Annotated in this window: 24 protein-coding genes; 4 read left to right on the top strand and 20 right to left on the bottom strand. The window is 43.9% G+C overall.

Annotated features, from left to right (window positions below; all coding sequences use genetic code 11):
* Nucleotides 1-4: 4 nt before the first annotated feature.
* Nucleotides 5-3,082 (top strand): error-prone DNA polymerase, encoded by a 3,078-nt coding sequence (locus WR49_RS00665; RefSeq protein WP_046222719.1) that lies wholly within the window; start codon nucleotides 5-7, stop codon nucleotides 3,080-3,082.
* 304 nt (nucleotides 3,083-3,386) lie between these two features.
* On the opposite strand, the gene WR49_RS00660 is transcribed toward WR49_RS00665, so the two are convergent.
* Complete coding sequence (locus tag WR49_RS00660) at nucleotides 3,387-4,328, bottom strand: chemotaxis protein CheV (RefSeq protein WP_046222718.1); 942 nt, start codon at nucleotides 4,326-4,328, stop codon at nucleotides 3,387-3,389.
* Nucleotides 4,329-4,487: 159 nt separating this feature from the next.
* Nucleotides 4,488-5,705, bottom strand: a complete 1,218-nt coding sequence (mlc, locus tag WR49_RS00655; RefSeq protein WP_046222717.1) for a sugar metabolism global transcriptional regulator Mlc — start codon at nucleotides 5,703-5,705, stop codon at nucleotides 4,488-4,490.
* A gap of 318 nt (nucleotides 5,706-6,023) precedes the next feature.
* On the opposite strand from mlc, the gene pyk reads away from it, so the two are divergent.
* The gene (pyk, locus tag WR49_RS00650) at nucleotides 6,024-7,472 is read left to right on the top strand and encodes a pyruvate kinase (protein ID WP_046222716.1); all 1,449 of its coding nucleotides are present in this window, start codon (nucleotides 6,024-6,026) and stop codon (nucleotides 7,470-7,472) included.
* 143 nt (nucleotides 7,473-7,615) lie between these two features.
* Here the strand turns inward: pyk and WR49_RS00645 are convergent, their stop codons facing one another.
* On the bottom strand, nucleotides 7,616-8,824 hold the full coding sequence (locus tag WR49_RS00645; RefSeq protein ID WP_046222715.1) for a patatin-like phospholipase family protein: 1,209 nt from the start codon (nucleotides 8,822-8,824) through the stop codon (nucleotides 7,616-7,618).
* A 41-nt stretch (nucleotides 8,825-8,865) separates the two neighbouring features.
* Nucleotides 8,866-8,955, bottom strand: coding sequence for a cytochrome bd-I oxidase subunit CydH (gene cydH / locus WR49_RS21765; RefSeq protein ID WP_099049783.1), 90 nt, complete (start codon nucleotides 8,953-8,955; stop codon nucleotides 8,866-8,868).
* 145 nt (nucleotides 8,956-9,100) lie between these two features.
* On the opposite strand from cydH, the gene WR49_RS00640 reads away from it, so the two are divergent.
* A complete protein-coding gene (locus WR49_RS00640; protein WP_046222714.1) occupies nucleotides 9,101-9,694 on the top strand; it encodes an outer membrane protein in 594 nt (197 codons plus the stop codon).
* A 123-nt stretch (nucleotides 9,695-9,817) separates the two neighbouring features.
* Here WR49_RS00640 and WR49_RS00635 read toward each other — a convergent pair whose 3' ends face one another.
* The 15 genes from WR49_RS00635 to yceD all read right to left on the bottom strand — a co-directional run bounded on the left by WR49_RS00635 (nucleotide 9,818) and on the right by yceD (nucleotide 22,914).
* Nucleotides 9,818-10,219 carry a hypothetical protein gene (locus tag WR49_RS00635; protein ID WP_046222713.1) on the bottom strand — a complete coding sequence of 134 codons (402 nt, stop codon included), beginning with the start codon at nucleotides 10,217-10,219 and terminating at the stop codon, nucleotides 9,818-9,820.
* 224 nt (nucleotides 10,220-10,443) lie between these two features.
* The gene (ptsG, locus tag WR49_RS00630; RefSeq protein WP_046222712.1) at nucleotides 10,444-11,874 is read right to left on the bottom strand and encodes a PTS glucose transporter subunit IIBC; all 1,431 of its coding nucleotides are present in this window, start codon (nucleotides 11,872-11,874) and stop codon (nucleotides 10,444-10,446) included.
* A gap of 444 nt (nucleotides 11,875-12,318) precedes the next feature.
* Complete coding sequence (locus WR49_RS00625) at nucleotides 12,319-13,086, bottom strand: TatD family hydrolase (RefSeq protein WP_046222711.1); 768 nt, start codon at nucleotides 13,084-13,086, stop codon at nucleotides 12,319-12,321.
* Nucleotides 13,077-14,042: a DNA polymerase III subunit delta' gene (locus tag WR49_RS00620; RefSeq protein WP_046222710.1), complete on the bottom strand. Its 966-nt coding sequence runs from the start codon at nucleotides 14,040-14,042 to the stop codon at nucleotides 13,077-13,079. The genes WR49_RS00625 and WR49_RS00620 overlap by 10 nt, the downstream gene beginning before the upstream one ends.
* A gap of 6 nt (nucleotides 14,043-14,048) precedes the next feature.
* Nucleotides 14,049-14,681, bottom strand: a complete 633-nt coding sequence (gene tmk / locus WR49_RS00615; protein ID WP_046222709.1) for a dTMP kinase — start codon at nucleotides 14,679-14,681, stop codon at nucleotides 14,049-14,051.
* 10 nt (nucleotides 14,682-14,691) lie between these two features.
* The gene (gene mltG, locus WR49_RS00610; protein WP_046222708.1) at nucleotides 14,692-15,708 is read right to left on the bottom strand and encodes an endolytic transglycosylase MltG; all 1,017 of its coding nucleotides are present in this window, start codon (nucleotides 15,706-15,708) and stop codon (nucleotides 14,692-14,694) included.
* Nucleotides 15,705-16,583: an aminodeoxychorismate lyase gene (gene pabC, locus WR49_RS00605; protein ID WP_046222707.1), complete on the bottom strand. Its 879-nt coding sequence runs from the start codon at nucleotides 16,581-16,583 to the stop codon at nucleotides 15,705-15,707. Before pabC ends, mltG begins: the two co-directional genes overlap by 4 nt.
* A 104-nt stretch (nucleotides 16,584-16,687) precedes the next feature.
* Nucleotides 16,688-17,932, bottom strand: a complete 1,245-nt coding sequence (fabF, locus tag WR49_RS00600) for a beta-ketoacyl-ACP synthase II (protein ID WP_010437291.1) — start codon at nucleotides 17,930-17,932, stop codon at nucleotides 16,688-16,690.
* Between the two features lie 93 nt (nucleotides 17,933-18,025).
* The gene (gene acpP / locus WR49_RS00595) at nucleotides 18,026-18,259 is read right to left on the bottom strand and encodes an acyl carrier protein (protein WP_004737381.1); all 234 of its coding nucleotides are present in this window, start codon (nucleotides 18,257-18,259) and stop codon (nucleotides 18,026-18,028) included.
* 166 nt (nucleotides 18,260-18,425) lie between these two features.
* Nucleotides 18,426-19,160, bottom strand: a complete 735-nt coding sequence (gene fabG / locus WR49_RS00590; protein ID WP_029626769.1) for a 3-oxoacyl-ACP reductase FabG — start codon at nucleotides 19,158-19,160, stop codon at nucleotides 18,426-18,428.
* Between the two features lie 25 nt (nucleotides 19,161-19,185).
* A complete protein-coding gene (fabD, locus tag WR49_RS00585; RefSeq protein WP_046222706.1) occupies nucleotides 19,186-20,109 on the bottom strand; it encodes an ACP S-malonyltransferase in 924 nt (307 codons plus the stop codon).
* Between the two features lie 80 nt (nucleotides 20,110-20,189).
* Nucleotides 20,190-21,140: a beta-ketoacyl-ACP synthase III gene (locus tag WR49_RS00580; RefSeq protein WP_017054985.1), complete on the bottom strand. Its 951-nt coding sequence runs from the start codon at nucleotides 21,138-21,140 to the stop codon at nucleotides 20,190-20,192.
* Between the two features lie 5 nt (nucleotides 21,141-21,145).
* A complete protein-coding gene (gene plsX, locus WR49_RS00575; RefSeq protein ID WP_017062152.1) occupies nucleotides 21,146-22,171 on the bottom strand; it encodes a phosphate acyltransferase PlsX in 1,026 nt (341 codons plus the stop codon).
* A 9-nt stretch (nucleotides 22,172-22,180) separates the two neighbouring features.
* A complete protein-coding gene (rpmF, locus tag WR49_RS00570; RefSeq protein ID WP_004737376.1) occupies nucleotides 22,181-22,351 on the bottom strand; it encodes a 50S ribosomal protein L32 in 171 nt (56 codons plus the stop codon).
* 35 nt (nucleotides 22,352-22,386) lie between these two features.
* Entirely contained in the window at nucleotides 22,387-22,914 is a 528-nt protein-coding gene (yceD, locus tag WR49_RS00565; protein WP_046222705.1) for a 23S rRNA accumulation protein YceD, read from the bottom strand.
* 149 nt (nucleotides 22,915-23,063) lie between these two features.
* Between yceD and WR49_RS00560 the strand changes: the two genes are divergently transcribed.
* Nucleotides 23,064-23,645 carry a Maf family protein gene (locus WR49_RS00560; RefSeq protein WP_017054982.1) on the top strand — a complete coding sequence of 194 codons (582 nt, stop codon included), beginning with the start codon at nucleotides 23,064-23,066 and terminating at the stop codon, nucleotides 23,643-23,645.
* Nucleotides 23,646-23,937: 292 nt separating this feature from the next.
* Here WR49_RS00560 and rluC read toward each other — a convergent pair whose 3' ends face one another.
* Nucleotides 23,938-24,882, bottom strand: a complete 945-nt coding sequence (gene rluC, locus WR49_RS00555) for a 23S rRNA pseudouridine(955/2504/2580) synthase RluC (protein ID WP_017054981.1) — start codon at nucleotides 24,880-24,882, stop codon at nucleotides 23,938-23,940.
* Between the last annotated feature and the right edge of the window lie 2 nt (nucleotides 24,883-24,884).

Raw genomic sequence — 24,884 nt, 5'->3', positions numbered from 1 at the left:
CGTTATGTCTCAGCAATACTCAGAGCTTTTCTGCCAAAGTAATTACTCCTTCCTTGAGGGAGCTTCGCACGCAGAAGAGCTTGTTTTACAAGCCGACTTCTTACGTTACAAAGCATTCGCGGTCACCGATGAGTGCTCGGTAGCGGGCATCGTGAAGGTTCACTCTGCAATCAAGCAACATAAACTGTCGCTCAAGCAAATTGTCGGGAGCATGTTTTGGTTAAATGACGAGTGCCAAGTTGTCTTGTTATGCCCAAATAGAACGGCCTATGCCGAGCTGTGCCGTATTATTACCAACGCGAGACGTCGTAGCAGCAAAGGACATTATCAGCTCTCTGAATGGGATATCATGTCGGCTAAGCATTGCTTCATTCTTTGGTTACCTCAACAGAAAAATGAAGATTCACATTGGGGACAATGGCTTTCTCAGCATCACTCCGGCCGGCTGTGGATTGGCCTACAACGACACCTAAAACAAACCGACCTGCAGTACATGGATTACTGTGTTGAGCTATCACAACATCATCAATTGCCGATTACAGCTTGTGGTGGCGTGTTGATGCACAACACTAATCGCTTGCCCTTACAGCACTCACTCACCGCGATCAAGTACCAAAAACCCATTACTGAAGTGGGTAGTCACTTACTGGCCAATGCCGAGCGCTGTTTACGAAGCATCAATAAGCTCTCACGTATTTTCAAAGCGGAGTGGCTAGAAGAGAGCAACCGAATCTCAGAACTGTGCGAATTTGAGTTAAACAGTTTGCGCTACGAATATCCCAGTGAACTGATTCCTCAAGGTGAGACACCCATGAGTTATCTGCGCATGTTGGTCGAGAGAGGGAAACAAGCTCGCTTCCCACAAGGTGTGCCTAGCAACATTCAACAAATCATAGATAAAGAACTCGGATTGATTGATGATCTCGACTACCCTTTCTTCTTTCTCACCATTCATGACATCGTCATGTTTGCCAAAAGCCAAGGCATTCTTTACCAAGGTCGAGGTTCAGCGGCCAATTCCGTAGTCTGTTACTGCTTAGAAATCACCTCTGTCGATCCAAGACAGATCTCGGTGTTATTTGAGCGCTTCATCAGTAAAGAGCGCGATGAGCCGCCCGATATTGATGTCGATTTTGAGCACGAACGACGTGAAGAAGTCATCCAATACATCTATCAAAAATACGGTAGAGAACGCGCTGCGCTTGCCGCAACGGTCATTTCATATCGCTTCAAAAGTGCAGTAAGAGATGTCGGTAAAGCGTTAGGGCTACAAGAAACCCAGCTTGATTATTTCATTAAGAACACGAATCGCAGAGACAAAAGCCTAGTTTGGCAGGCTCAGTTAACTCAATTGGGGCTACAACCTGATTCTTTGAAGGGGCAGCAGTTTATCCACTTGGTTAATGAGATTATCGGCTTCCCACGTCACTTATCTCAACATGTCGGTGGCTTTGTCATATCTTCTGGGCCTTTGTATGAACTGGTTCCCGTCGAGAATGCCGCGATGCACGATCGAACCATTATTCAATGGGATAAGGATGATCTAGAAACCTTAGGCTTGCTGAAAGTTGATGTGCTCGCGCTGGGTATGCTCTCTGCGATTCGTAAATGTTTCGACCTGATCAAACGTATTCACGGGCGATCACTGACCATTGCTGAGATCACTCGCCTTAAGGACGATCCTCAGGTTTACGGCATGATTCAACGAGCAGACACGGTCGGGATATTCCAAATTGAGTCTCGCGCGCAAATGAGCATGCTGCCAAGGCTTAAACCGAAAACTTATTACGACTTGGTGATTCAAATCGCTATCGTGCGCCCGGGGCCAATTCAGGGCGATATGGTACATCCATTTCTAAAACGTCGAGATGGCATTGAACCCATAAGTTACCCATCTAAAGAGGTGGAATCGGTACTATCACGCACCTTAGGTGTACCTATCTTTCAAGAACAAGTGATTAAACTCGCGATGGTAGCTGCAGGGTTCACTGGCGGAGAAGCGGATCAACTCAGGCGCGCGATGGCCGCTTGGAAGAAAAACGGTAACGTGTTTAAGTTTAAAAACAAACTCATCGAAGGCATGCAAAAACGGGGCTACAAAACCGAGTTTGCCGAACAGATATTTAAACAGATATGCGGTTTTGGCGAGTACGGTTTTCCGGAAAGCCATTCAGCTTCGTTTGCGGTATTAGCCTATTGTTCAGCTTGGTTGAAATGTTACTACCCAGAGTGTTTCTACGCTTCTTTACTGAACAGCCAACCCATGGGCTTTTACAGCCCTTCACAATTGGTACAAGACGCACAACGACACAATGTGGTGATACTTCCGGTATGTGTGAACGCCTCGCAAGACAACCACATAGTCGTTGAACATCAGAATGGTTTAGCGATTCGCTTAGGGCTACGACAAATCAAAGGGTTCAGCGAGCATGGGATTCAAAGCGTGCTCGCCAATCGTCCGCATTCCGGTTATCGCCACCCTAGTCAGGTTAAACAGTTATCGATGAATAAAAAAGATATCGAGCTACTGGCCTCCGCAAATGCACTGAATAATGTCTCGGGAGACCGCTTCCAGACTCGTTGGGCACTGATGGACTCCGCTTCTGACCTGCCTCTATTTCGTCAGGCTTACGACAAGGTAGAGCACGCTTTGCATAAACCCAATGAGATGCAGGATCTATTGGAAGATTTCACCAGTGTCGGGATTTCATTAAACAAGCACCCCATCACTTTGCTCGAAGAAGCAGGACGATTAGGTCGATTCACACACATGAAAGATCTAATACAACAAAGGCACAAATCTATGGTCACCGTTGTCGGATTAGTCACAGGAAAACAATCTCCCGGAACCGCGGCAGGTGTCACCTTTGTCACTCTGGAGGATAGCACTGGTAATATTAATGTTGTTGTATGGGGAGCTACCGCACGAGCTCAGCAGAAAGCCTACCTCACAGCCAAAGCATTAAAAGTACAGGGAATATTAGAAAAGGAAGGCGAAGTAATGCATGTGATTGCTGGGAAGCTCATCGATATTACCGATGAAATTGTTGGTTTGAAAACCAAATCACGGGATTTCCATTAGCGACTCAGATAGCCGTTTTCATAAACGCTAAAAGCGAAAAAGGGAAGCATCTGCTTCCCTTCAATTCAGTTCAAATTATTGAATGATACCTCAACGCTATCCGCCGTAAGCCTTTTCTTAAAGGCTCTATAAACAATTAGTTCAAAGCAATAACGACTTTAGACGTTAACCATATCATTAAGAGCTGCTACCTTAGATGGTTTGTGAAAGATCGCGCTAGTGATTGGGTATATTTCTTTAAGAAACCAATATTAACGAATACTCGCTATAAGATTATTCAAAGCAAACCAAACAGCAGTATTACTTACAAAATCTGGCGCATTCGTTCTTGAGTCACTTCAACTAATAGGTCTGGCTGGAATTTAGAAATGAAGCGATTACACCCTACTTTCTCAACCATTGCTTCATTGAAACTACCACTTAATGAAGTATTTAGCGTAATGAATAAGTCACGCATTCTTGGATCACTACGAACCTCATGAGTCAGTTTGTAGCCGTCCATTTCAGGCATTTCAGCATCGGTAATCATCAACAATATTTCCTGATTAATGTCTTTACCTTCGTCACACCATCCCTTAAGCAGATTCAACGCTTCTAAGCCATCACAACATTCAATAATATTCAGGCCGAGTTGTGACAACGTGCCTTTAATCTGGTTACGTGCTGTTGAAGAGTCATCAACAATAAGAACGTTACGTCCAACCATCTCATTGGCGAGCTTCTCGTCTAAAACCCCTTCAGAGATAGAAACATCGTAATCAATGATCTCAGCTAGTACCTTTTCAACATCGATGATCTCAACAATTTTATGTTGATCTTCTTCTTGAATATGCGTAATCGCTGTTAGGTAGTTTGCACGCCCTGCAGTCTTGGGTGGTGGCTGGATTTCAGTCCACATCGTATTCACAATATTGCGAACTTGCCCAACCAAAAAACCTTGAACGGTTCGGTTGTACTCCGTAATAATCAAATTACTTTCTTGAGAGTCGGCACGTGATGGCGGAAAGCCTATCGCACTACGTAAATCAATTACAGGGACGGATTCACCGCGCAAAGAAGCAACGCCAGTAATATTATGATGGGAGCCTGGAAAGCGAGTGAGTACTGGCAATTTTAGGACTTCTTTCACTTTAAACACGTTAATCGCAAATAGTTGACGACTATTTAAACTGAATAATAAGAGTTCCAGACGGTTTTCACCTACCAGTTTGGTTCTTTGATCAACCGAATTTAAAACTCCAGACATACAACACCTTAGTGACAAATAATAACTTTGGCTACAATAGCCTACTTCAATAGGATAACACAAAGCGCCAATCACAGAATACTTAAACTAAGTACCAAAAGTACTGCAATACGAAGCTTAGGTGTATGGTTGGAGTAGACTATAACAGTAGTAAAGAAGCTAACCTTCAATAACTTTCATCAATAGCTGACCATCGTACAAAGCCTGCTTGATAAGCGCAGCACCCGGCATGGTCGCCTGCTTATAAAAACGAGACTCCACCAACTCTAAGTCTTGATGGTAAACCGATAAACTCTGCTCTTCGATACACTTTTGAATTTCAGGGTATAGGACACTTTTTGCTTGGTTAATAACACCGCCAACCAATATTTTCTCTGGGTTGAATAGGTTAATCACAATCGCAATCGCCGCACCTAGGTAGCGACCTAACTGCTCAATCACTTCGACGGCTAACTCATCTCCATTTGCTGCTGCCGCGCAAATTTGCTCAATGGTGACATCTTCAAACACAGACAAGGTTGATGCTTCACCATTTGCGAGTCTTGCTTTCACTTGGTCACGTATCGCTTGTGAACTCGCTACCGTTTCTAAACAGCCTCGGTTACCACAATGACAAAACTTGCCTTCTTTATCGATCTGGATATGCCCCAATTCACCGATATTGCCATGACGCCCTTGCAAAACACGTCCATCAAGAATAATCCCGGCACCTAAACCATGGTGAATCGAGATAAGAACAGAGTTGTCGTTGTCTTGTGAATTACCAAACAGCTTCTCTGCCAATGCCCATGCTCGGGTGTCATTGGCAATAAAGACTGGCAAGCCCGTTTCTTTATAGATCTCCGGCCCTAACGCTAAATTTTCAACATTATAGTGTGGCATCTGCAACACTATACCTTGCTCAGAATTCACAAGGCCAGGTAGCGTAACCGCAATGCTGGTTACCCTATCGAGTTGTTCAGCATAGGTTTGGAAGAATTCATCAATCTCATGCAATAAGCGAGCAAGCACATCGTCTTGGTCACGTTCATGAATATCGATTTTAGTATCGATAAGAACATCACCACCCAATTCATGCAGAGCAATTGTCAAGTATCCACGACCAAGACGCATCGACAGAAACTGCCAACCTTCGTTATTGGTTTGCAGACCGACAGCCGGACGCCCACGAGTGGTGGCTTCTTGAACCGTCGTTTCATGAATAAGGTGAGCTTCAATGAGTTCACGGGTAATTTTAGTAATACTCGCCGGAGCCAACTCACTTTGCTTGGACAAATCGATACGAGAAATAGGACCTTTAAGGTCAATTAGTTTATATACACGACCAGCATTGACCTGTTTGATATGATCAATATGGCCCGGTTGAGCCATGTACATTTTACGCTCCAAAAATCATCAACTGGATAATTTTTTTACTTTGCGAAGTAATTGTGAAGTCACTTGGTATATCGCCGTGACCAGTATCACGTATATACATGAATCTTTGTGTATCGAGTCAAATAGTTCGAGAAGAATTATCATCCAAATTGAGAAATTAAGACTTAATTTTCGAAAAAAAACATCACGACTGAGGCATGAATCCAATCATTGTGGATAATTGGAGAAATACCTTCCAAGCTCCCAATAAATTATCAATTAATGCATATACTTAATTCAGCCTTAAATCAGATTACAGTCCTCACTCTAGGAGTATTCATGACAGCCGCATTAAGAAAAACGAAAATCGTCACCACACTAGGCCCTTCAACAGATAAAGGTAATGTGCTTGAAGCTATCATCAAAGCCGGTGCCAATATCGTCCGTATGAACTTCTCTCACGGCAGCAGCGACGATCACATCCAACGCGCAGAACAAGTTCGAGCGATAGCTAAACGGCTCGGCACTCAAGTCGCCATTTTAGGAGATTTGCAAGGTCCAAAGATTCGTGTGTCGACATTCAAAGATGGCAAGATCCAATTAGCCGTCGGAAACCAGTTCACTCTAGACAGTAACCTAGGTTTAGGTGAAGGCAACCAACAAGCCGTTGGCCTCGATTACAAAGAGCTGCCAAACGACGTATCAGCTAACGACATCTTATTACTCGACGATGGTCGTGTTCAATTAAAAGTGACCAGTGTCGAAGGGTGTAAAGTCCACACTGAAGTGATCATCGGAGGCCCTCTCTCCAACAACAAGGGGATTAATAAAAAAGGGGGTGGCTTATCCGCAGAAGCGCTGACAGAAAAAGACAAGCGCGATATCGTAACCGCAGCACAAATCAAAGTGGATTACCTAGCGGTGTCTTTCCCTCGCAATGGCGAAGATATGCATTACGCGCGTCAACTCGCACATGAAGCCGGCTTAGAGGCTCATCTTGTGGCTAAAGTGGAACGAGCAGAGACAGTCGCCACTATTGAGAACATGGATGACATCATAATGGCCTCAGATGTGGTCATGGTGGCCCGTGGTGACCTAGGAGTAGAGATTGGTGACCCAGAGTTGGTTGGAGTACAAAAACAGCTTATACGTCGTGCAGGGGCGCTTAATCGAACAGTGATCACCGCAACTCAGATGATGGAGTCGATGATCTCCGCTCCAATGCCAACTCGGGCAGAAGTCATGGATGTAGCGAATGCCGTACTTGATGGGACGGATGCCGTAATGCTTTCCGGTGAAACAGCAGCAGGCGATTACCCAGTCGAAACCGTGAAATCAATGGCAGAAGTCTGTATTGGCGCTGAAAAGATGGCGGGTATTAACAACCACTCCAATTACCGTCTTGATCGTACCTTTGTAACGGCTGAAGAAACCGTTTCGATGGCGACCATTTACTCTGCGAACCATATGGAAGGAATTAAAGGCGTGGTCACTCTCACTGAATCCGGACGCACAGCACTGATGATGTCACGCCTCAGCGCCGATATGCCCATCTACGCACTATCTCGTAACGAAAGCACACTTAACCGTTGCACATTGTACAGAGGGGTTACCCCAATTTACTTTGAAACAGAAGCCAAAGACAGCCTTGATATTGCGCTCTCTACGCTCGCCTGCTTGAAAGAAAAAGGATATCTCACATGTGGCGATCTAGTGATCATCACACAAGGGGACATTATGGATGTAGCCGGATCGACCAACTGTATGAGAATTCTGCCTGTAACCTAACTCTAAAATCTTCAAGTTTGTTCAATCATCTAAAGCCCGAAGGCTAATTATTCAGTGTTTAAAGTTTTGGTTTTCGAGAGCAAATAAAAAAGAAAGGGTTATCGGACCAAGTTCAATAACCCTCTCCATTTCAAAAAACTTTTCTACAAGTATTTTTTTCCGGCAGCATCGGTTACCAAATGTGGCGTATGTGAGCTACGAGCGTTGTCAGTGGAAGAATAAGTTTCAACAAAACGATAGCCAGCTTCTAACCCCAATTCGTAATCATGCAGTAAATCATCTTTATGACTCATTAATGAGCTCGATTTAAGCGTTTGACTAGGTGCTATCTGAACCACAAAAGTATCATCGGGAGGTGAGTTAAGGAAGTTCTGAGTCAACGAGTAAGTTTGGTAATGAACCATCAACATATCAGCTAATCCTGAATCAAATTTATCACCAATCAAATGACTTAAACGATAGATATCATCAGCACCAAATAACCATCGACCGCCATTTAGAAGATCTAAATGTACCCTATCTCTCTTTTGTTCTTTTGAGCTCAAGATTTGTTGTTGAAAAAACGATGTCCAATCGTTTTTCCATTGGTCCACTTTTTGTTGCCAATGACCGTGAACGTTATTAAACGAACCGCGAAACCATTCAAGTTCTTCTAAAGATAGCGTCTTATTTTTTACAGGTAAAATTGGCTTGCTATGGACCGGATTTAGTTCAAACGCAGGCTCAGTTCTAATTACGACGATAGAACGAGCATTGCGTCGCCAAGCTTCTTGTACAGGAATAGATGCTGACACACCACCATCCACATAAGAACCGTTTCCAATACGTATTTCATCATTATATAGACGTGGAATGGCGCACGTGGCAACCATTACCTTGTACCAATCTTCACTTAATACAGGAAAGTAGTAATCTTGAAGATCTTTCGAATCGGTGACCGCGGCAAAGAGTTGACGATCACCCAACGTTTGTCTTCCCAAATCAAGGTCGAGCTTATATGGATAGGCCATGATTTTCTCTAAGGCCCACTCTAACCCCAACTTTTTTCGATGTCGTATATAAGAAAATAGGTTAAAGAACTCTGGAGAAGTAGTGAGTTCGAGGACAAAAGAACGACTTAAGCCTTTATTACGACATAGGTAAGCGCATAAATTGAGAGCGCCAGCAGAAGTGCCAAAAAACTCATCGAAAGGGTCAAAGTTAGAGATCAGGAACGCATCCAGTACCCCTGAGGTGAAAATGCCTCTCTGTCCGCCCCCTTGAGCAACCAGTGCAGTTTTTCCAGCAATAAACTTAGCGTAGTAATCCAAATCTATTGCTGTATCAATATTGGTTATAATACCACTATTCATTTATTCCCTGAGTATAAAACCCGGCCTCTCCACAAATAGTATTAACTACCAATCGCGATAAAGCCGAATGAAAGAATGATTGTGTAAATTAACACTGTTATTTGTAGGGCGTTTTTCAGATTATGGTCCATAGACACCTCTGGCTTATTATTAATTTGTCGAGTCACTGTTTAATTATTATCAGGTGTGTGAAGTATCTTCAAGAATCGTCGAAATTAGTCGCACAATATTGATGTAACCATCACAATTAGTAAGTGTATGGATAAGGATATACTCATGAATAACAAAGCAAATATGATGGCGCTTATTGCGCTTTTCTCCGTATCGAGTGTGTATGCTTCGCCGGAGATCATCATTACCCCGATGGTGGGTTATACCGGTGGCGGTAGTGTCGAAGACCAGGATGGTAAAAACTACGACATGAAACCGTCTGAAAACTACACCTTTGCGATTGAAACGCCACTTGATAAAGGTCGCATCGGCTTTTTCTATTCTAACCAGAGCTCAGAGCTAGAAAAACTCAACCTAAGCTCCTCAATTCAATACCTACACTTTCAAAGCAGTATTTACTACCCTGCTTCTCCGGTGTTGTCTGGGTACCTAGGTTTGGGGATTGGTGCATCTTACGTGGATGTAGACTGGGCGAAAGATAAATTTGGATTCTCAACCTCTATCTTTGGTGGCTTAGAGTACAAATTTAGTGACCGCTTAGCACTTAATACTCAAGTGCGTTGGCTAGGTACTGTGGTCGACAACGACACGTCTGGAGTTTGTAACGTACCCAGCACGGGGCAAGACTGTATTATCCGATTTGATACCGATTGGATGAACCAATTCCAAGCGAATATCGGACTGAGCTTTACTTTCTAAACCAAACCGTTTTTAAGCCACGCTTTCTAGGCTACTCAGTTCGCATGAGGCATAAAGACAAAACAAAAAAGCCAACTTCATGCGATGCTGGCTTTTTCACTATAAAAACAGTTTAAGTTCACTTTAGAACTTATAGGTGACACCCAGAGCACCGCCGATTTGCAACTCGACGCCTTTGTACATGTCTAGCTCAGGGTGAACTTGTGCGTAAGCATTCCAACCTTCGTAAAAATTAACTTTCACTCCTAACGGTACTCTTAAACCAAAATCGTCATTCCATTCAGCCCAAGCACCTGCACCTACGTACCAATTTAACGGAACTTCCGTTTCAAACTGACCACGTTTCCAAATGTAGTCGAGTGCCGCGCCGTCGTTACCAATGGTTGCACGATACTTCTGTTCAAACTCCACAACGGCACTCAAACCTTGATCAATAGCTAGACCAGCTTCCAAATTTGGATCTGCGGCATGAACAAACGAGGCTCCACTGAAGCACATAAGGCCGAACAAGTAACGATGTTTCATAATATTTCCAGACTGTCTTACAAAAACGTTAGGTTACGTAAATAATAGATAGAGGTGTCATCATTAAGTTAAATGACAACAGATCCCCAGAGTGGGGAAATTGAACATCAATGCATAGAGTTAAGTGATAACAGGTTGATCAGGAAGGGTTAACTTAGAAAGTGTTTCATCGAGCAAAAAAAAGGAGACCTTTCGGCCTCCTTTCCATTTATTGAATCAGTGAATTAACCGTTGTTACGGATCCACTCATCCATGTCTGTCTTCAGATTGTCAGACTTAGTACCGAAGATAGCTTGAACGCCACCAGAAACAACAACAACACCTGCTGCACCTAGTTTCTTCAGTTTGTCTTGGTCAACAACTGCTGTATCAGCAACTGCAACACGTAGACGAGTAATACAAGCGTCAAGACCCGTGATGTTCGCTTTACCACCGAAGGCAGCAACTAGCTCACCAGCAAGTTCAGAACCAGTCGCAACTGACTCTTCTTCAGACTCGTCTTCACGACCTGGAGTTTTAAGGTCTAGAGCTTTAATCACAGCACGGAATACGATGTAGTAAACAACCGCGTAAATAAGACCAAGACCAACAAGAAGAAGCATGTTCTCAGCGCGTGGAGATTGAACTACAAAGTCAATGAAACCATTTGAGAATGTGTGACCATGAACAACACCTAGTGCGTTAGTTAGCATGTATGCAACACCAGCAAGTACAGCGTGGATAGCATAAAGCACTGGAGCAACAAATAGGAATGCAAATTCAATTGGTTCTGTGATACCAGTAAGGAATGAAGTTAACGCAGCAGAAGCCATGATACCCATTACTTTAGCGCGGTTTTCAGGTTTTGCTGCATGTGCAATTGCAACTGCAGCAGCAGGAAGACCGAACATTTTGAATAAGTAACCACCAGCTAGTTGACCGAAACCATTACCAGCAGCGCGAGATGCGTCATCAGCAGTAAGGAAACAAGTCATGATACCATTTACCTGCTCACCAGCGTTGTTAACACAAGAACCCGCTTCGTAGAAGAATGGTACGTTCCAGATATGGTGAAGACCAAAAGGAATAAGAGAACGTTCGATTACACCGTAGATACCAAATGCCATTACTGGGTTTTGGTTTGCAGCCCAATCAGAGAATGTCGCAATTGCGCCACCGATTGGAGGCCAAATTACAGAAAGAACTAAACCTAGAGCGATAGATACAAAACCAGTAACAATTGGCACTGCACGCTTACCAGCAAAGAAGCCTAGGTATTCTGGAAGTTGAATACGGTAGAACTTGTTGAAAGCCCAACCAGCAACACCACCAGCAAGGATACCACCAAGTACACCAGTCTCAATGCCATCAACACCCATTACCGTTGCCATTACTTTTAATGTAGCAACCATAATGCCGTAACCAACAACAGCAGCAAGACCTGCTACACCGTCATTGTTTGTAAAACCAAGTGCAGTACCAACAGCAAATAGCAGAGCCATTTGACCAAAGACTGAACCACCCGCTTGTTCCATTAAGTGAGAAAGCACTTCCGGAAGAAAACTAAAGTTTGCTGCGCCGACACCTAGCAAAATACCCGCAACCGGAAGAACTGATACTGGTAGCATCAGAGCCTTACCGACTTTTTGCAAGTTGGCAAAAAGGTTCTTAAACATGTTTATGCTCCTGATAAAGATAAAATAATTATATGGGTTCTAACGGCACACCCCCGTAGCCTATATGTTAGCACCCCGCGAAAATGTAACCATGTATTGCATTATATTTTCTGCCGCTAAATATATATTGATGGGTAACTAACTTTCTAGTCACTTACGAAATTTAGTTTCAAAACACGTCTTGGATCACATGTCAAATCTAGAAATGAAATGCTTTTCAACCATGCAAGAAGTTGAAATATAAGGATTTATTTTTACACCCTTATTATTTTACTAAGTGAATAAAATAAAGGTAAATGTTATTTTTAGTAACAAAATTACAAATGTTATAAATAACGCTCTCAAGTTCAACATAATTAGTAAACATTAAAAAAAAACGCACTTTTGGTGATCAAAAATACAAAAAGGGAGCTTTTGCTCCCTTTTATTTACTGACCTAGTTTTTTATCGAAAAAAAAGTTTCTGGTAATTTTTGGTTGTTTGTTCAGCAACCTCTTTCATCGATAAACCTTTCAACTGCGCAATATAGGCTGCCACTTCTACGACATATGCGGGCTGATTCTGCTTGCCACGATATGGAATGGGTGCCAAGTATGGAGAATCCGTCTCGATCAGTAACCTGTCTAGCGGTAGGTTCTTAACAACTTCTTTAAGTTCTGTAGCCTGCTTAAAGGTCACAATACCTGAAATTGATATGTAGAAGCCTAACTCCATTGCCGCTTCAGCGAACGCTTGATCTTCGGTAAAGCAGTGAATCACACCACCACACTTTTCTGCGCCACCATCACATAAAATAGCGAGAGTATCTTCACGCGCGTTACGTGTATGGATAATCAAAGGCTTATTAAGCTCTACGGCCAACGCAACATGCTGTTTAAATCTCAGCTGTTGTAACTCAGCCGTCTCAGGTTGATAGTGGTAATCTAGTCCTGTCTCACCAATCGCAACGACTTTTGGGTTGCTAGCGTATTCACGCATTCTCTCTAAACAGAAATCACTCTCGACATCGAGAGGATGAACGCCACAAGAGGCTTTAACGTTATCAAACGGCGAGATCATCTCGAGCATATTTTCAAACGAATCCAGTGTCACACCAACAGACAGCAGCTGGTCTACGTTTGCTGCCTTCGCCTTGTTCACAACGTCTTCTACACTTGTGTGTAAATCTTGATAATCCAGTTTGTCTAAATGACAGTGGGAATCTACGAACATGTTTCCTCGCAAGTGGCTATCAGCCAATTCATTATGAGTAGCTCCATATTGAGCCCAGGATGTTGCTTTAACTGCTCAATCAATATAAGCAGTTTATTCGATGCATCGTAAGCACTTTGGTAAGACATCACTTCAACCAGAGCTTTCGCACTCGGAGTGATAGACTGATTCGCCAAACCAAAATGCAGCTTCTGTACATCTGACAATAAATGCCAAAGCCAGCCAAGTTGAACCAAAGGGTCTTTGCTAAGCTCTGTAGAGAACTTTAGCATGTCAGGTTGAGTACCCTTGACGACATTCACAAAGCCATCGAGCACTTTTGTTGACGCTTCAACGCCACCTTGCTCAAACATCGCTTTTGCTTTTAAAGGTGCATTGTCATTAAGAGCTAAAATATACTGCGGAACCGCTTTACCTACTTCACCATCTAACCACGCTGAGCCTGCCTCCAATTGTGGGCTAACTACATTAAACTGTTGGCAACGGCTTAGGATGGTAGGCATTAACCGATTACTACTACGCGTTGAAAGGATAAAAATACAATTACTTGAAGGTTCTTCTAATGTTTTCAAAAGCGCGTTCGACGCAGATTCGTTCATGGATTCAGCGGGATTAAGCAAGATGACTCGTAAACCACCCAACTGAGAAGACTCTTGGGCCCAGCGATTACTCGCACGCACTTGATCAACCGTGATCGACTTACCTTCTTTCTCAGGCGCAATCACGTGGAAATCAGGATGACTTCCCGATTTCATCAGTTCACAACTATGACAAAACCCGCAAGACTCACTTTCGTAATTAGTACACATTAATGCCGCGGTAAGTTGTTCAATCAAAGCATCAACGCCAAGCCCTTCTGGTGAATTAACAATCACCGAATTAGGAAAACGCTCCGCATCGAGATTTTTTTTCCACTCACTCCATACCGGTGTGAGCCAAGAATACACTTCAGCCATGACTACCTACTGTTTGTCGAGCCAAGCAGTTAGCGCGACTTTAATATCAGCGGCTACTTGCTCAATTTCTTGCTGCGCGTTAATCACAAGTACAGAATCATCTTGTTCTGCAATTTCTAGATAGCGCTCACGCGTGCGGTCGAAAAATGAGATGTCCATCTTTTCAATTCTATCAAGCTCACCACGGCCTCTAGCACGCTCTAGTCCTACTCTAGGGTCTAGGTCCAAATATAACGTTAGATCGGGTTTAAAGCCGCCTAGCGTGGTTGATTTCAGTGATTCCATAGTCGTGCGCGCGATCTGGCGACCACCTCCTTGGTATGCCTGTGAAGACATATCATGACGATCACCCAATACCCATTGACCACTGTCGAGTGCTGGCTTGATAACGTTTTCTACTAATTGAACGCGTGCTGCGTACATCAGCAGTAATTCAGTCATATCTTGAAGCTTCTCGCCTTCGTGCTCTTCTTTAACCAATGAACGCATCTTTTCAGCTAAGACAGTACCGCCCGGCTCGCGAGTATTAACAATATCCTCAACACCCGATGCTTTTAATGTCTCAACGATGGCATTAATTGCTGTACTTTTACCTGCGCCTTCAAGGCCTTCAACCACGATAAATTTCGACTGATTCATAATTATTTCTTTATCTGTTTTTTCTTAATTGCTTTAAGTAAGCTCGCACGGCACGGTTATGCTCTGTCAAACTCTTTGAAAATACGTGACCGCCCGTTCCACTCGCAACAAAATACAGGTAGTTGCTCTTCTCTGGATTCAGAGCTGCATGAATAGATGCTTGGCCCGCCATGGCGATAGGCGTAGGTGGCAAACCGCTCATTGTATAGGTGTTGTATGGTGTTGGCGTCCGTAAATCTTTCTTACGAATATTACCTTTGTAGCTATCGCCCATACCGTAAATAACCGTAGGATCTGTTTGTAGACGCATACGCTTGTTCAAACGGTTAACAAAAACAGAAGACACACGCTCACGTTCTGACGCAACAGCGGTCTCTTTCTCGATGATAGAAGCAAGAATCAGAGCTTCATAAGGTGACTTAAGAGGCAGTTTTTCGGCTCTGTTTTCCCATTCGTCATTCACCACGTTCATGAGGTCGCGATGAGCACGCTTCAGCAAATCTAAATCGGTCGTACCGTAGGTATAATGATAAGTCTCCGCTAAGAAAAGACCTTCTAGCTTTTCATTTTCAACGCCCAGCTTTTCAGCAATCTCTTTTTCAGAAACACCATCCAACGTCTGTTGAATGAATTCATTGTCTTTTAGCTGCACAAGCCATTCATCAAAGCGACTGCCTTCAACGAAGGTAATCGTGAATTGGTGCTCTTTGCCCTCAACAAGCACTTGTAGTGCCTGCTCCAGGGTCAAACCCGGCTCTAGCAAGAATGTCCCCGCTTTTACATCAACCAGCTCAGGATGTAACTTACGGATTAATTTCTCGTAAGGAGAAGCCTCAAATAGCCCCTCATTGATCAACTGTGCCAGAACACGATTAAAGCTGCTGCCTGAAGCAACGGTTACGACCTGTGGTTTTCCTAATTGGATGACTTGTTTCAGGTTATCTTGCGCTTGGTTATAAACATAAAACCCAGCAGCGCCCGCTGCGATTAGGCACAAGATAATAAAAATAAATAACTTTTTGATCACGAGTTTAGTTGTCCTTGAAGGCTACGAGTAACGGTTCCAATGTTAAATTGGGTTTCACTAATACGGGTAACGGGGGCAATCCCTAAAATGGAGTTGGTCATGAAAACCTCATCAGCTTGCATGAGTTGAGATAAGCAGTAGTCACTCATAGTAACGGAAAATTCCGCTTGATTCAGCGCGGTTAACACTTGCTTACGCATAACACCAGCGACGCCACTTTGCGTTAGTTGAGGTGTGTGAATCGTCTGCCCTTTTCGCCAAAACAGGTTAGCTACGGTGGTTTCAATGACATTGCCAGAGATATCAAGCACCACACCATCGACTTCATTAGCTTGATCCATTTCATCTTTCATCAAGATCTGCTCGAGGCGATTATTGTGTTTATGTCCAGCAAGCAGTGGGCTCAAACCCAATGCTTGTTGGCAGACACCGAGTTCAACACCAGAATCTTGCCACGCTGAATAATGACTTGGGTAATCGAAGGTACTGATGGTTATTGTTGGCTTGGCGATATTCTTGGTACTGTAGCCACGCCCACCCGCCCCACGGCTAATGTGCAGCTTGATCCCTGCTTTTTCATTATGAGGCTTGTTTGCGTTATGGATCTTGTTTGAACCATCAAGGCTCTTTGTGCCATGAATATCGTTATCTTGGAGGTATTGAAGCGCAGTATCGAGCCAAAGACTAACAACATCCCAATCAAGAGCAGAAATGCGTAGCGCTTTAAGGCATTCGTCGACACGATGCTGATGATCGTGAAAATGTTGTACCTCACCATTACTCACGAGCATTGTCGTAAAACAGCCATCTCCGTACTGAAATGAGCGATCCAAAATATCGATAGTTTGCTGGCTTTCTCCATCAACCCAAAACATGTTTTTCCCCATAAAAAGAAACGGCTCAATGCTAAAGCATCAAGCCGTTTAAAAACAAGTCTAATTGTGACTATCTACGAGTGTTTACGTCTTTAATAAGATGATTAAATCTTTTTGAAGATCAAACAGCCGTTTGTACCACCGAAACCGAATGAGTTACATGCAGCATATTCCATGTTGCTAACTTCACGCGCAGTGTGAGGTACTAAGTCAATATCTAAGCCTTCTTCAGGATCATCTAGGTTGATTGTTGGTGGAACAATTTGGTCAACCAGAGACATTGCCGTGATGATAGCTTCAGCAGAACCAGCAGCACCTAGAAGGTGGCCTGTCATTGATTTCGTAGAAGAAACCAATACTTGCTTGCTGCCTGCTTCGCCAAGAGCACGCTTGATGCCCTTAACTTCCGCTACGTCACCGGCAGGAGTCGATGTACCGTGAGCATTTACATAACCGATTTGTTCACCAGTAATGCCAGCATCACGCATAGCCGCTTCCATTGCTAGTGCACCACCAGAGCCATCTTCACTTGGAGATGTCATGTGGTAAGCGTCACCCGACATACCGAAGCCAACTAGCTCACAGTAAATCTTAGCGCCACGAGCTTTCGCATGTTCGTACTCTTCAAGAACCATCATGCCTGCACCGTCGCCAAGAACGAAGCCGTCACGGCCTTTGTCCCATGGACGAGAAGCTTTTTGAGGCTCATCGTTACGAGTAGACAGTGCTTTAGCCGCACCAAAACCGCCCATACCTAGTGGCGTTGATGCTTTTTCAGCACCACCCGCCAGCATTGCGTCAGCATCGCCGTATGCAATCATACGAGCCGCGTGACCAATGTTATGTAGGCCCGTCGTACATGCAGTAGAAATCGCGATGTTTGGACCACGTAGGCCACGCATGATAGACATGTGACCAGCAATCATATTCACGATCGTCGACGGTACGAAGAACGGGCTGATCTTACGAGGGCCTTTTTCAGTTAGAGCTTGGTGACCGGCTTCGATCAAACCAAGACCACCAATACCAGAACCGATAGCAACACCCACACGTGGAGCGTTTTCTTCAGTAATAGTTAGGGCTGAATCATCTAAAGCTTGAATACCTGCTGCGACACCGTACTGGATGAACAAGTCCATCTTACGAGCATCTTTTTTAGTCATATACTCTTCGCAGTTAAAGTCTTTAACTAGACCTGCAAAACGAGTTGAGAAATTGGTTGCATCAAAATGATCGATATTAACGATACCACTTTGACCAGCTAGCAGGGCTTTCCAAGAAGATTCTACAGTGTTGCCTACCGGTGACAACATACCCATGCCAGTGACAACTACACGACGCTTGGACACGATTTTACACTCCGGGGATTGAGGTGATTTAAGATGAGGATAGATGAGTTAGATAAAACACAGGCGGTCGAGGTGACCGCCTGGGAGAGATTATTACTGAGCGCTAGTTACGTAATCGATAGCTGCTTGAACAGTAGTAATTTTCTCAGCTTCTTCATCTGGAATTTCAGTGTCGAATTCTTCTTCTAGAGCCATTACTAGCTCAACTGTGTCTAGAGAATCTGCACCTAAGTCATCAACGAAAGAAGCTTCGTTTTTAACTTCAGCTTCGTCTACACCTAGCTGTTCAACAATGATTTTCTTTACGCGTTCTTCGAGGTTGCTCATTTTTTCTTTTCCTTTACAGAGTTCGCTTTATGCGATGTTTTCCGTAGTTTATTCAATCTATTGAAAGTTGCAAGGTCAACTTTTCTGGTCAAACCACAATTTTCACGATTTTAACCGAAATTACGTATGATCTTGACTTAAATCATGCACAAATGTTGCACATAATTTACACCATGTACATACCGCCATTGACGTGAAGTGTTTCACCTGTGATATAAGCTGCCGCAGGTGACGCCAAAAATACCACAGCTTCAGCGATTTCGCGAGGGTCGCCTAGTCGACCTGCTGGTACATTCGCCAAAGTTGCTGCACGTTGGTCATCATTTAGCGCTTTAGTCATGTCAGTTTCGATGAAACCAGGAGCTACAGTGTTCACTGTAACGCCACGAGACGCAACTTCACGAGCCATTGATTTAGTAAAACCAATTACGCCTGCTTTTGCAGCTGCGTAGTTAGCTTGACCAGCGTTACCCATAGTACCGACTACAGAACCAACGTTAACAATACGACCTTGACGCTTCTTCATCATGCCACGCAATACAGCTTTAGACATGCGGAAAATAGGCGTTAGGTTAGTATCAATGATGTCATTCCACTCATCGTCTTTCATACGCATCAGTAGGTTATCACGAGTGATACCAGCGTTGTTAACTAGAATATCAATTGCACCAAATTCATCGTTGATGGTTTTCAGTGTAGCAGCAATTGAGTCAACATCTGTTACATTAAGAGCAAGACCTTTACCGCTCTCACCTAGGTACTCACTGATTGCAGCAGCGCCGCCTTCAGAAGTAGCCGTACCGATAACTTTAGCACCACGCTCAACTAAAAGTTCAGCGATTGCACGACCGATACCACGGCTTGCGCCTGTAACGAGTGCAACTTTGCCTTCTAAATTCATCATAACTTCTCTATTAAGTGGTTAATTACCTAGCAGCTTCTAGTGATGCAGTGTCATTAACTGCAGCAGCTGTCATAGTTTTTACGATTCGTTTTGTTAGACCAGTAAGAACTTTACCAGGGCCTAATTCAAGTAGCTTCTCAACGCCTTGCTCGTTCATTGCTTGTACGCCTTCGGTCCAACGAACTGGGCTGTATAGCTGACGAACAAGTGCCTCTTTAATTTTCGCAGGGTCTGTTTCAGCAACAACATCAACGTTATTGATAACAGGCAATGCTGGCGTGTTGAACTCTAGCGCTTCTAGAGCCACTGCTAGCTTGTCTGCTGCAGGTTTCATCAGTGCACAGTGAGACGGCACAGAAACAGGTAAAGGAAGTGCACGTTTAGCGCCCGCTTCTTTACATAGTGCACCAGCACGCTCTACTGCTGCTTTGTTACCTGCGATAACAACTTGGCCAGGAGAGTTAAAGTTAACTGGAGACACAACTTCGTCTTGCGCCGCTTCTTCACACGCTTTAGCAATCGCTTCATCATCTAGACCGATGATTGCGTACATTGCGCCAACACCCGCAGGAACGGCTTCTTGCATCAGTTGCCCACGAAGTTCAACCAGCTTGATCGCTTCTTTAAAGTCGATAACGCCAGCACATACAAGTGCAGAATATTCACCTAGGCTGTGACCTGCTAGATTTACAGGTTGCTCTAGGCCAAGCTCTTGCCATACACGCCAAATTGCAACAGACGCTGTTAATAGAGCCGGTTGAGTGCGAAAAGTTTCATTTAGATTTTCTACTGGACCATCTTGAACCAATGCCCATAGATCGTAACCAAGTGCTTCTGAAGCTTCAGCAAATGTCTGTTTTACAACATCATACTGTTCGCCTAGGTCAGCAAGCATACCGATAGCTTGGGAACCTTGGCCTGGGAATACGATAGCAAACTTGCTCATTGTAATTTTCCTTTAAGCAAAGCAAAAAATTGAATAAGGCACATAAGTTATGTGCCTTGTTTGTTGATTATCGCTTGGGGTTAGAATTTAACTAACGCAGAACCCCAAGTGAAGCCGCCGCCAAATGCTTCAAGTAGAAGCGTTTGACCACGTTTAATTCGCCCGTCGCGAACAGCCTCATCAAGGGCCGTAGGTACGGTAGCTGCTGACGTGTTGCCGTGCTTATCAAGAGTAATCACTACTTGATCAAGCGACATCGTCAGCTTTTTAGCGGTTGCCGAGATAATACGGTAGTTCGCTTGGTGTGGAACTAACCAATCAAGCTCTGACTTATCCATATTGTTCGCCGCTAATGTGTCTTTAACTAGCTTAGAAAGCTGAGTTACCGCCACTTTAAATACTTCGTTGCCCGCCATGTGCAGCCATTTGTCTGCATCACCGCCACGCTCTGGTACTTCTAAGCTTAGAAGCTCACCGTATTTACCGTCAGAGTAAATATGAGTAGACAAAATACCTGGCTCTTCGCTTGCGCCTACAACCACCGCGCCTGCTGCATCACCAAATAGGATGATAGTAGAGCGGTCAGTCGGATCACAGGTTTTTGACAGTGCATCAGCACCAATTACCAAAACGTTCTTACACATGCCAGTCTTGATGTGTTGATCAGCAACAGACAGTGCGTAGACAAAACCAGAACACGCCGCAGCCAGATCAAACGCAGGGCAGCCTTTGATACCAAGCTTGCCTTGTACCTGACATGCCGAAGACGGGAATGTGTGGCTACTGCTGGTTGTCGCAACGATGATTAAATCAATCTCTTCTTTGTCGATACCTGCCATTTCAATGGCATTTTCAGCAGCGTAAAACGCCATATCAGCAACGGTTTCGTTTTCCGCTGAAATACGACGCTCTTTAATACCAGTTCTAGCAACGATCCACTCATCGCTAGTCTCTACCATTTTCTCTAAGTCTGCGTTAGTACGCACCTGAGATGGCAAGTAGCTGCCAGTACCTAAAATTTTGCTATACATGAAGACTAATAATGCCTCTCGAGTAAAACCGCTTCCAAACGATCGCTAATGCGGCTGGGGACTTGTCGTTTGACCTCGTGTACTGCTTCACCAATCGCGTTGACGACTGCAGACACATCAGCACTTCCATGACTTTTAATGACAATGCCGCGCAATCCTAACAAACTTGCGCCGTTATACTGGTCGGGGTTCAAGGTTTTTAATTCAGTAAATAGCTCAGAAAACAGCATTCTGGCTATCCAACCCTTTATTGTTGAAGCCATCATGCGCGTTTTTAGCTTATCAATAAAGAGCTGAGCCGTACCTTCGCACGTTTTTAAGCAGACATTGCCCACAAAACCATCACATACGACGACATCAGCAGCATCTTGAAGTAATTGATTACCCTCAATATAGCCTATGAAGTTCACAGACTGAGTATTAGACAACATTTCGGCACATCGTTTTACAAGGTCATTACCTTTAATTTCTTCAGCACCGATATTCAGGATAGCGACACGTGGCGCGCGACCTAAATGTTGTTCCGCTAATGCACTGCCCATTACGGCAAACTGAAACAGTGAATCTGCGTCACTAGAAACGTTCGCCCCTAAATCAAGCATCCATGTACGGTTGCCAGAAGCAGTAGGCAAAGCTGAAACCAATGCAGGCCTATCAATGCCGGGAAGAAGTTTGAGTCTGAAACGAGATAGCGCCATCAGTGCGCCGGTGTTACCACCACTCACACAAGCATCAGCCTGTGATTCAGCAACCAGATCAATCGCAGCACGCATAGAGCTACCCTGACTGTTACGTAAGGCTAGTGACGGTTTTTCAGAATTGGATATAACTCGATCACAATGCTGGATACTCAAACGAGAATCAGGCATTCGACCTAATGAAGATAATTGAGATGTGATCGCGTTTCGATCACCTATGAGAATGACTTTTAGCTCTGGGAAATACGACAGTGCCTGCACGGCGGCAGGCACTGTTACACGAGGACCGAAGTCCCCGCCCATTGCATCAAGCGCAACGGTTAGATTTTGCAAAGGTCAACCTTACTTGTTGATAACCTTTTTGCCGCGGTAGAAACCTTCGGCAGTCACGTTGTGACGTAGGTGAGTTTCACCTGAAGTTGCGTCTACAGAAAGTGCAGCTGTAGTTAGTGCATCGTGTGAACGACGCATGCCACGCATTGAACGTGATTTCTTGCTCTTTTGTACGGCCATTGACCCTACTCCTATGTAAATTCTTAAAGAAGCAATTACTTCTTTAAGCTTTTTAAAACATCAAATGGATTCGGCTTTTTATCTTCCTCAATTTCTTCAGGAAGTTCACCAAATACCAAATTATTTGAGTTAACGCTACAGTCCGCATCGTCGTGCATTGCTATTTGTGGCAATCCAAGGATGAACTCGTCTTCAACTAATTGAATCAGGTCTAACTCACCGTACTCGTTCAGATCTACCAAATCGTACTCTTCCGGTGCTTCCTCTTCACTTTTCTCACTGTAAACAGGAGTATAAGTAAATTGGACATCGCACTCATGTGCGAAAACCTCATTACAACGTTGACACTCTAAATCGACTTCGACGTTAGCTTTACCAGAGATAACGACTAATCGTTGTTCATCAAGCCCAAATGACATTGAGACTTGCGCGTCACGTTTTACGCCTTCAGTTGCTTCAGTTAAACGCTTCAAAAGACTGACCTGAATGATACCATTCACATCGAGTCGTTTTTGAGCCGTTCTTGCCGGATCAACTGTACGCGGTATTTTTTCCTTTTGCATAGGGCGCGAATCTTATCTTCCAAATCATGTTTAGTCAAAGGAAATGGCAAAAAAAATGTACTTTCCTGCCTTTCCTATTCAGAGCATTATGAATAGCAGGACAAGTTACGTTATCCTGAGATAAATGCTTCCTTGAATTGTAAATTAAAATGAGAAATTACCAACTAGTTTTAGCCTCTACATCACCATTTAGGCAAGAGATCCTCAAAAAACTACAGTTAAGCTTCATTACAGCTAAGCCAGACTGCGATGAAACGCCGCTTCCAGAAGAGACACCTCAACAGTTAGTGATGCGCCTTGCCGAGGCCAAAGCTAAGTCTTGTACTGTGGAGCAACCTAGCTTAGTCATTGGCTCTGATCAGGTTTGTGTGATTGATGGAGAGATCATAGGTAAGCCTCATACTCGAGAAAAAGCGATCGAACAGTTATCTCGTCAAAGCGGCAAGAGCATTACTTTTTATACTGGGCTTTCGGTTTGGAACAACGAAACCAATGAAGCTGACACGCGTCTCGACACCTTTGTAGTGCATTTCCGCGATTTAACCGAGCAGCAAATCATTAGTTATGTCGAGAAAGAACAGCCTTATTACTGCGCAGGTAGCTTTATGTGTGAAGGGTTAGGCATCGCGTTGTTTAAGCAGATGGAAGGGAAAGACCCAAATACTTTGATCGGCTTACCGCTGATCGATCTCGTCGATATGTTAGAAACGCAAGGAATGAGTGTGCTGTAACGGATACACTCTCTTTGTTATAGATTCCCTATTCCTTCCTTCGTCAGTCTAGGGGATGACGGAACACGCAATTTTATCTAACCAGCTAATGATTATAGAACGTGATTTTAAAAAGTCGTCATCCTCAAGAGCGAGGAACGAGCGAGTTGGGGATCTTCTACAACAGATAAAACAAAAAAGGTTGACGATATTCGTCAACCTTTTCCATTTGATGCGTCTGACACTCAATTCACAAAAATTTATGATTTCGTATCTCGTATCTCGTATCTCGTATCTCGTATCTCGTATCTTCTTAGAGCTTACGTAAACCCGTTAGGGCTTTCTCTAGCCTTCTTTCCATTGGCGCCGAGATATCCATCTTCTCTTCACTACCTGGGTGTGTAAACTTGATGTTTGCTGCATGTAGGAACAGACGATCAAGACCAACCTTGCCCGTGTAAGCGTCAAAACGACGATCACCATAGCGATCATCCCAAGCAATTGGGTGTCCAGTATACTGAGCGTGCACACGGATTTGGTGTGTACGGCCTGTAATCGGGCTAGCCTGAATCAACGTTGCCTCTTGGAATTTCTCTAAAACCTTAAAGCGGGTTTCAGAAGCTTTACCATTCGGGTTCACTCGAACAATGCTATTCACTTCATTTTTTAACAAAGGCGCGTTAACGACTTTACAGCTGTTCTTCCATTCGCCCATGACTAAAGCGAAGTAGTATTTCTGAACCGTTTTTTCACGGAACTGTGCTTGAAGGTGTCTTAGCGCCGAACGCTTCTTAGCAACAAGCAAAATGCCAGACGTATCTCTATCAATACGGTGCACTAATTCAAGAAAACGAGCATCAGGGCGAAGAGCACGTAATGCTTCAATCGCGCCAAACTTTAATCCGCTACCACCATGAACAGCAGTGCCAGACGGTTTATTAAGAATTAACATGTGATCATCTTCATAAATGATGCACTGTTCTAATTCTGAAACCTTGTTGAGTTTCGTGCTCGGCACGTTCTCTTCTGTTTTCTCTTCAATAGTAACCGGAGGAATACGGACTAAATCGCCAGCTTTTAGCTTGTACTCAGCCTTGATGCGTTTTTTATTTACGCGGACTTCGCCTTTACGCACGATTCGGTAAATCATGCTTTTCGGAATGTTTTTTAATTGGTTGCGTAAGAAGTTATCAATACGCTGACCAGCCATATCTTCGTCAATGTCGACGAATTGGACTTGGGTTCTAATTTCGCTCATTG

It is taken from the genome of Vibrio sp. ECSMB14106 (assembly GCF_000972265.1).
GTDB lineage: Bacteria > Pseudomonadota > Gammaproteobacteria > Enterobacterales > Vibrionaceae > Vibrio > Vibrio kanaloae.
This window is presented reverse-complemented; position numbering and strand designations above follow the sequence as displayed.

What these genes read in the sequence shown, in the direction of transcription:
- WR49_RS00665 (WP_046222719.1), top strand. Translation starts at nt 5, where the DNA reads ATGTCTCAGCAATACTCAGAGCTTTTCTGCCAAAGTAATTACTCCTTC.
- WR49_RS00660 (WP_046222718.1), bottom strand. Translation starts at nt 4,328, where the DNA reads ATGTCTGGAGTTTTAAATTCGGTTGATCAAAGAACCAAACTGGTAGGT.
- mlc (WP_046222717.1), bottom strand. Translation starts at nt 5,705, where the DNA reads ATGTACATGGCTCAACCGGGCCATATTGATCATATCAAACAGGTCAAT.
- pyk (WP_046222716.1), top strand. Translation starts at nt 6,024, where the DNA reads ATGACAGCCGCATTAAGAAAAACGAAAATCGTCACCACACTAGGCCCT.
- WR49_RS00645 (WP_046222715.1), bottom strand. Translation starts at nt 8,824, where the DNA reads ATGAATAGTGGTATTATAACCAATATTGATACAGCAATAGATTTGGAT.
- cydH (WP_099049783.1), bottom strand. Translation starts at nt 8,955, where the DNA reads ATGGACCATAATCTGAAAAACGCCCTACAAATAACAGTGTTAATTTAC.
- WR49_RS00640 (WP_046222714.1), top strand. Translation starts at nt 9,101, where the DNA reads ATGAATAACAAAGCAAATATGATGGCGCTTATTGCGCTTTTCTCCGTA.
- WR49_RS00635 (WP_046222713.1), bottom strand. Translation starts at nt 10,219, where the DNA reads ATGAAACATCGTTACTTGTTCGGCCTTATGTGCTTCAGTGGAGCCTCG.
- ptsG (WP_046222712.1), bottom strand. Translation starts at nt 11,874, where the DNA reads ATGTTTAAGAACCTTTTTGCCAACTTGCAAAAAGTCGGTAAGGCTCTG.
- WR49_RS00625 (WP_046222711.1), bottom strand. Translation starts at nt 13,086, where the DNA reads ATGTTCGTAGATTCCCACTGTCATTTAGACAAACTGGATTATCAAGAT.
- WR49_RS00620 (WP_046222710.1), bottom strand. Translation starts at nt 14,042, where the DNA reads ATGGCTGAAGTGTATTCTTGGCTCACACCGGTATGGAGTGAGTGGAAA.
- tmk (WP_046222709.1), bottom strand. Translation starts at nt 14,681, where the DNA reads ATGAATCAGTCGAAATTTATCGTGGTTGAAGGCCTTGAAGGCGCAGGT.
- pabC (WP_046222707.1), bottom strand. Translation starts at nt 16,583, where the DNA reads ATGTTTTGGGTTGATGGAGAAAGCCAGCAAACTATCGATATTTTGGAT.
- acpP (WP_004737381.1), bottom strand. Translation starts at nt 18,259, where the DNA reads ATGAGCAACCTCGAAGAACGCGTAAAGAAAATCATTGTTGAACAGCTA.
- fabG (WP_029626769.1), bottom strand. Translation starts at nt 19,160, where the DNA reads ATGAATTTAGAAGGCAAAGTTGCACTCGTTACAGGCGCAAGCCGTGGT.
- fabD (WP_046222706.1), bottom strand. Translation starts at nt 20,109, where the DNA reads ATGAGCAAGTTTGCTATCGTATTCCCAGGCCAAGGTTCCCAAGCTATC.
- WR49_RS00580 (WP_017054985.1), bottom strand. Translation starts at nt 21,140, where the DNA reads ATGTATAGCAAAATTTTAGGTACTGGCAGCTACTTGCCATCTCAGGTG.
- rpmF (WP_004737376.1), bottom strand. Translation starts at nt 22,351, where the DNA reads ATGGCCGTACAAAAGAGCAAGAAATCACGTTCAATGCGTGGCATGCGT.
- yceD (WP_046222705.1), bottom strand. Translation starts at nt 22,914, where the DNA reads ATGCAAAAGGAAAAAATACCGCGTACAGTTGATCCGGCAAGAACGGCT.
- WR49_RS00560 (WP_017054982.1), top strand. Translation starts at nt 23,064, where the DNA reads ATGAGAAATTACCAACTAGTTTTAGCCTCTACATCACCATTTAGGCAA.
- rluC (WP_017054981.1), bottom strand. Translation starts at nt 24,882, where the DNA reads ATGAGCGAAATTAGAACCCAAGTCCAATTCGTCGACATTGACGAAGAT.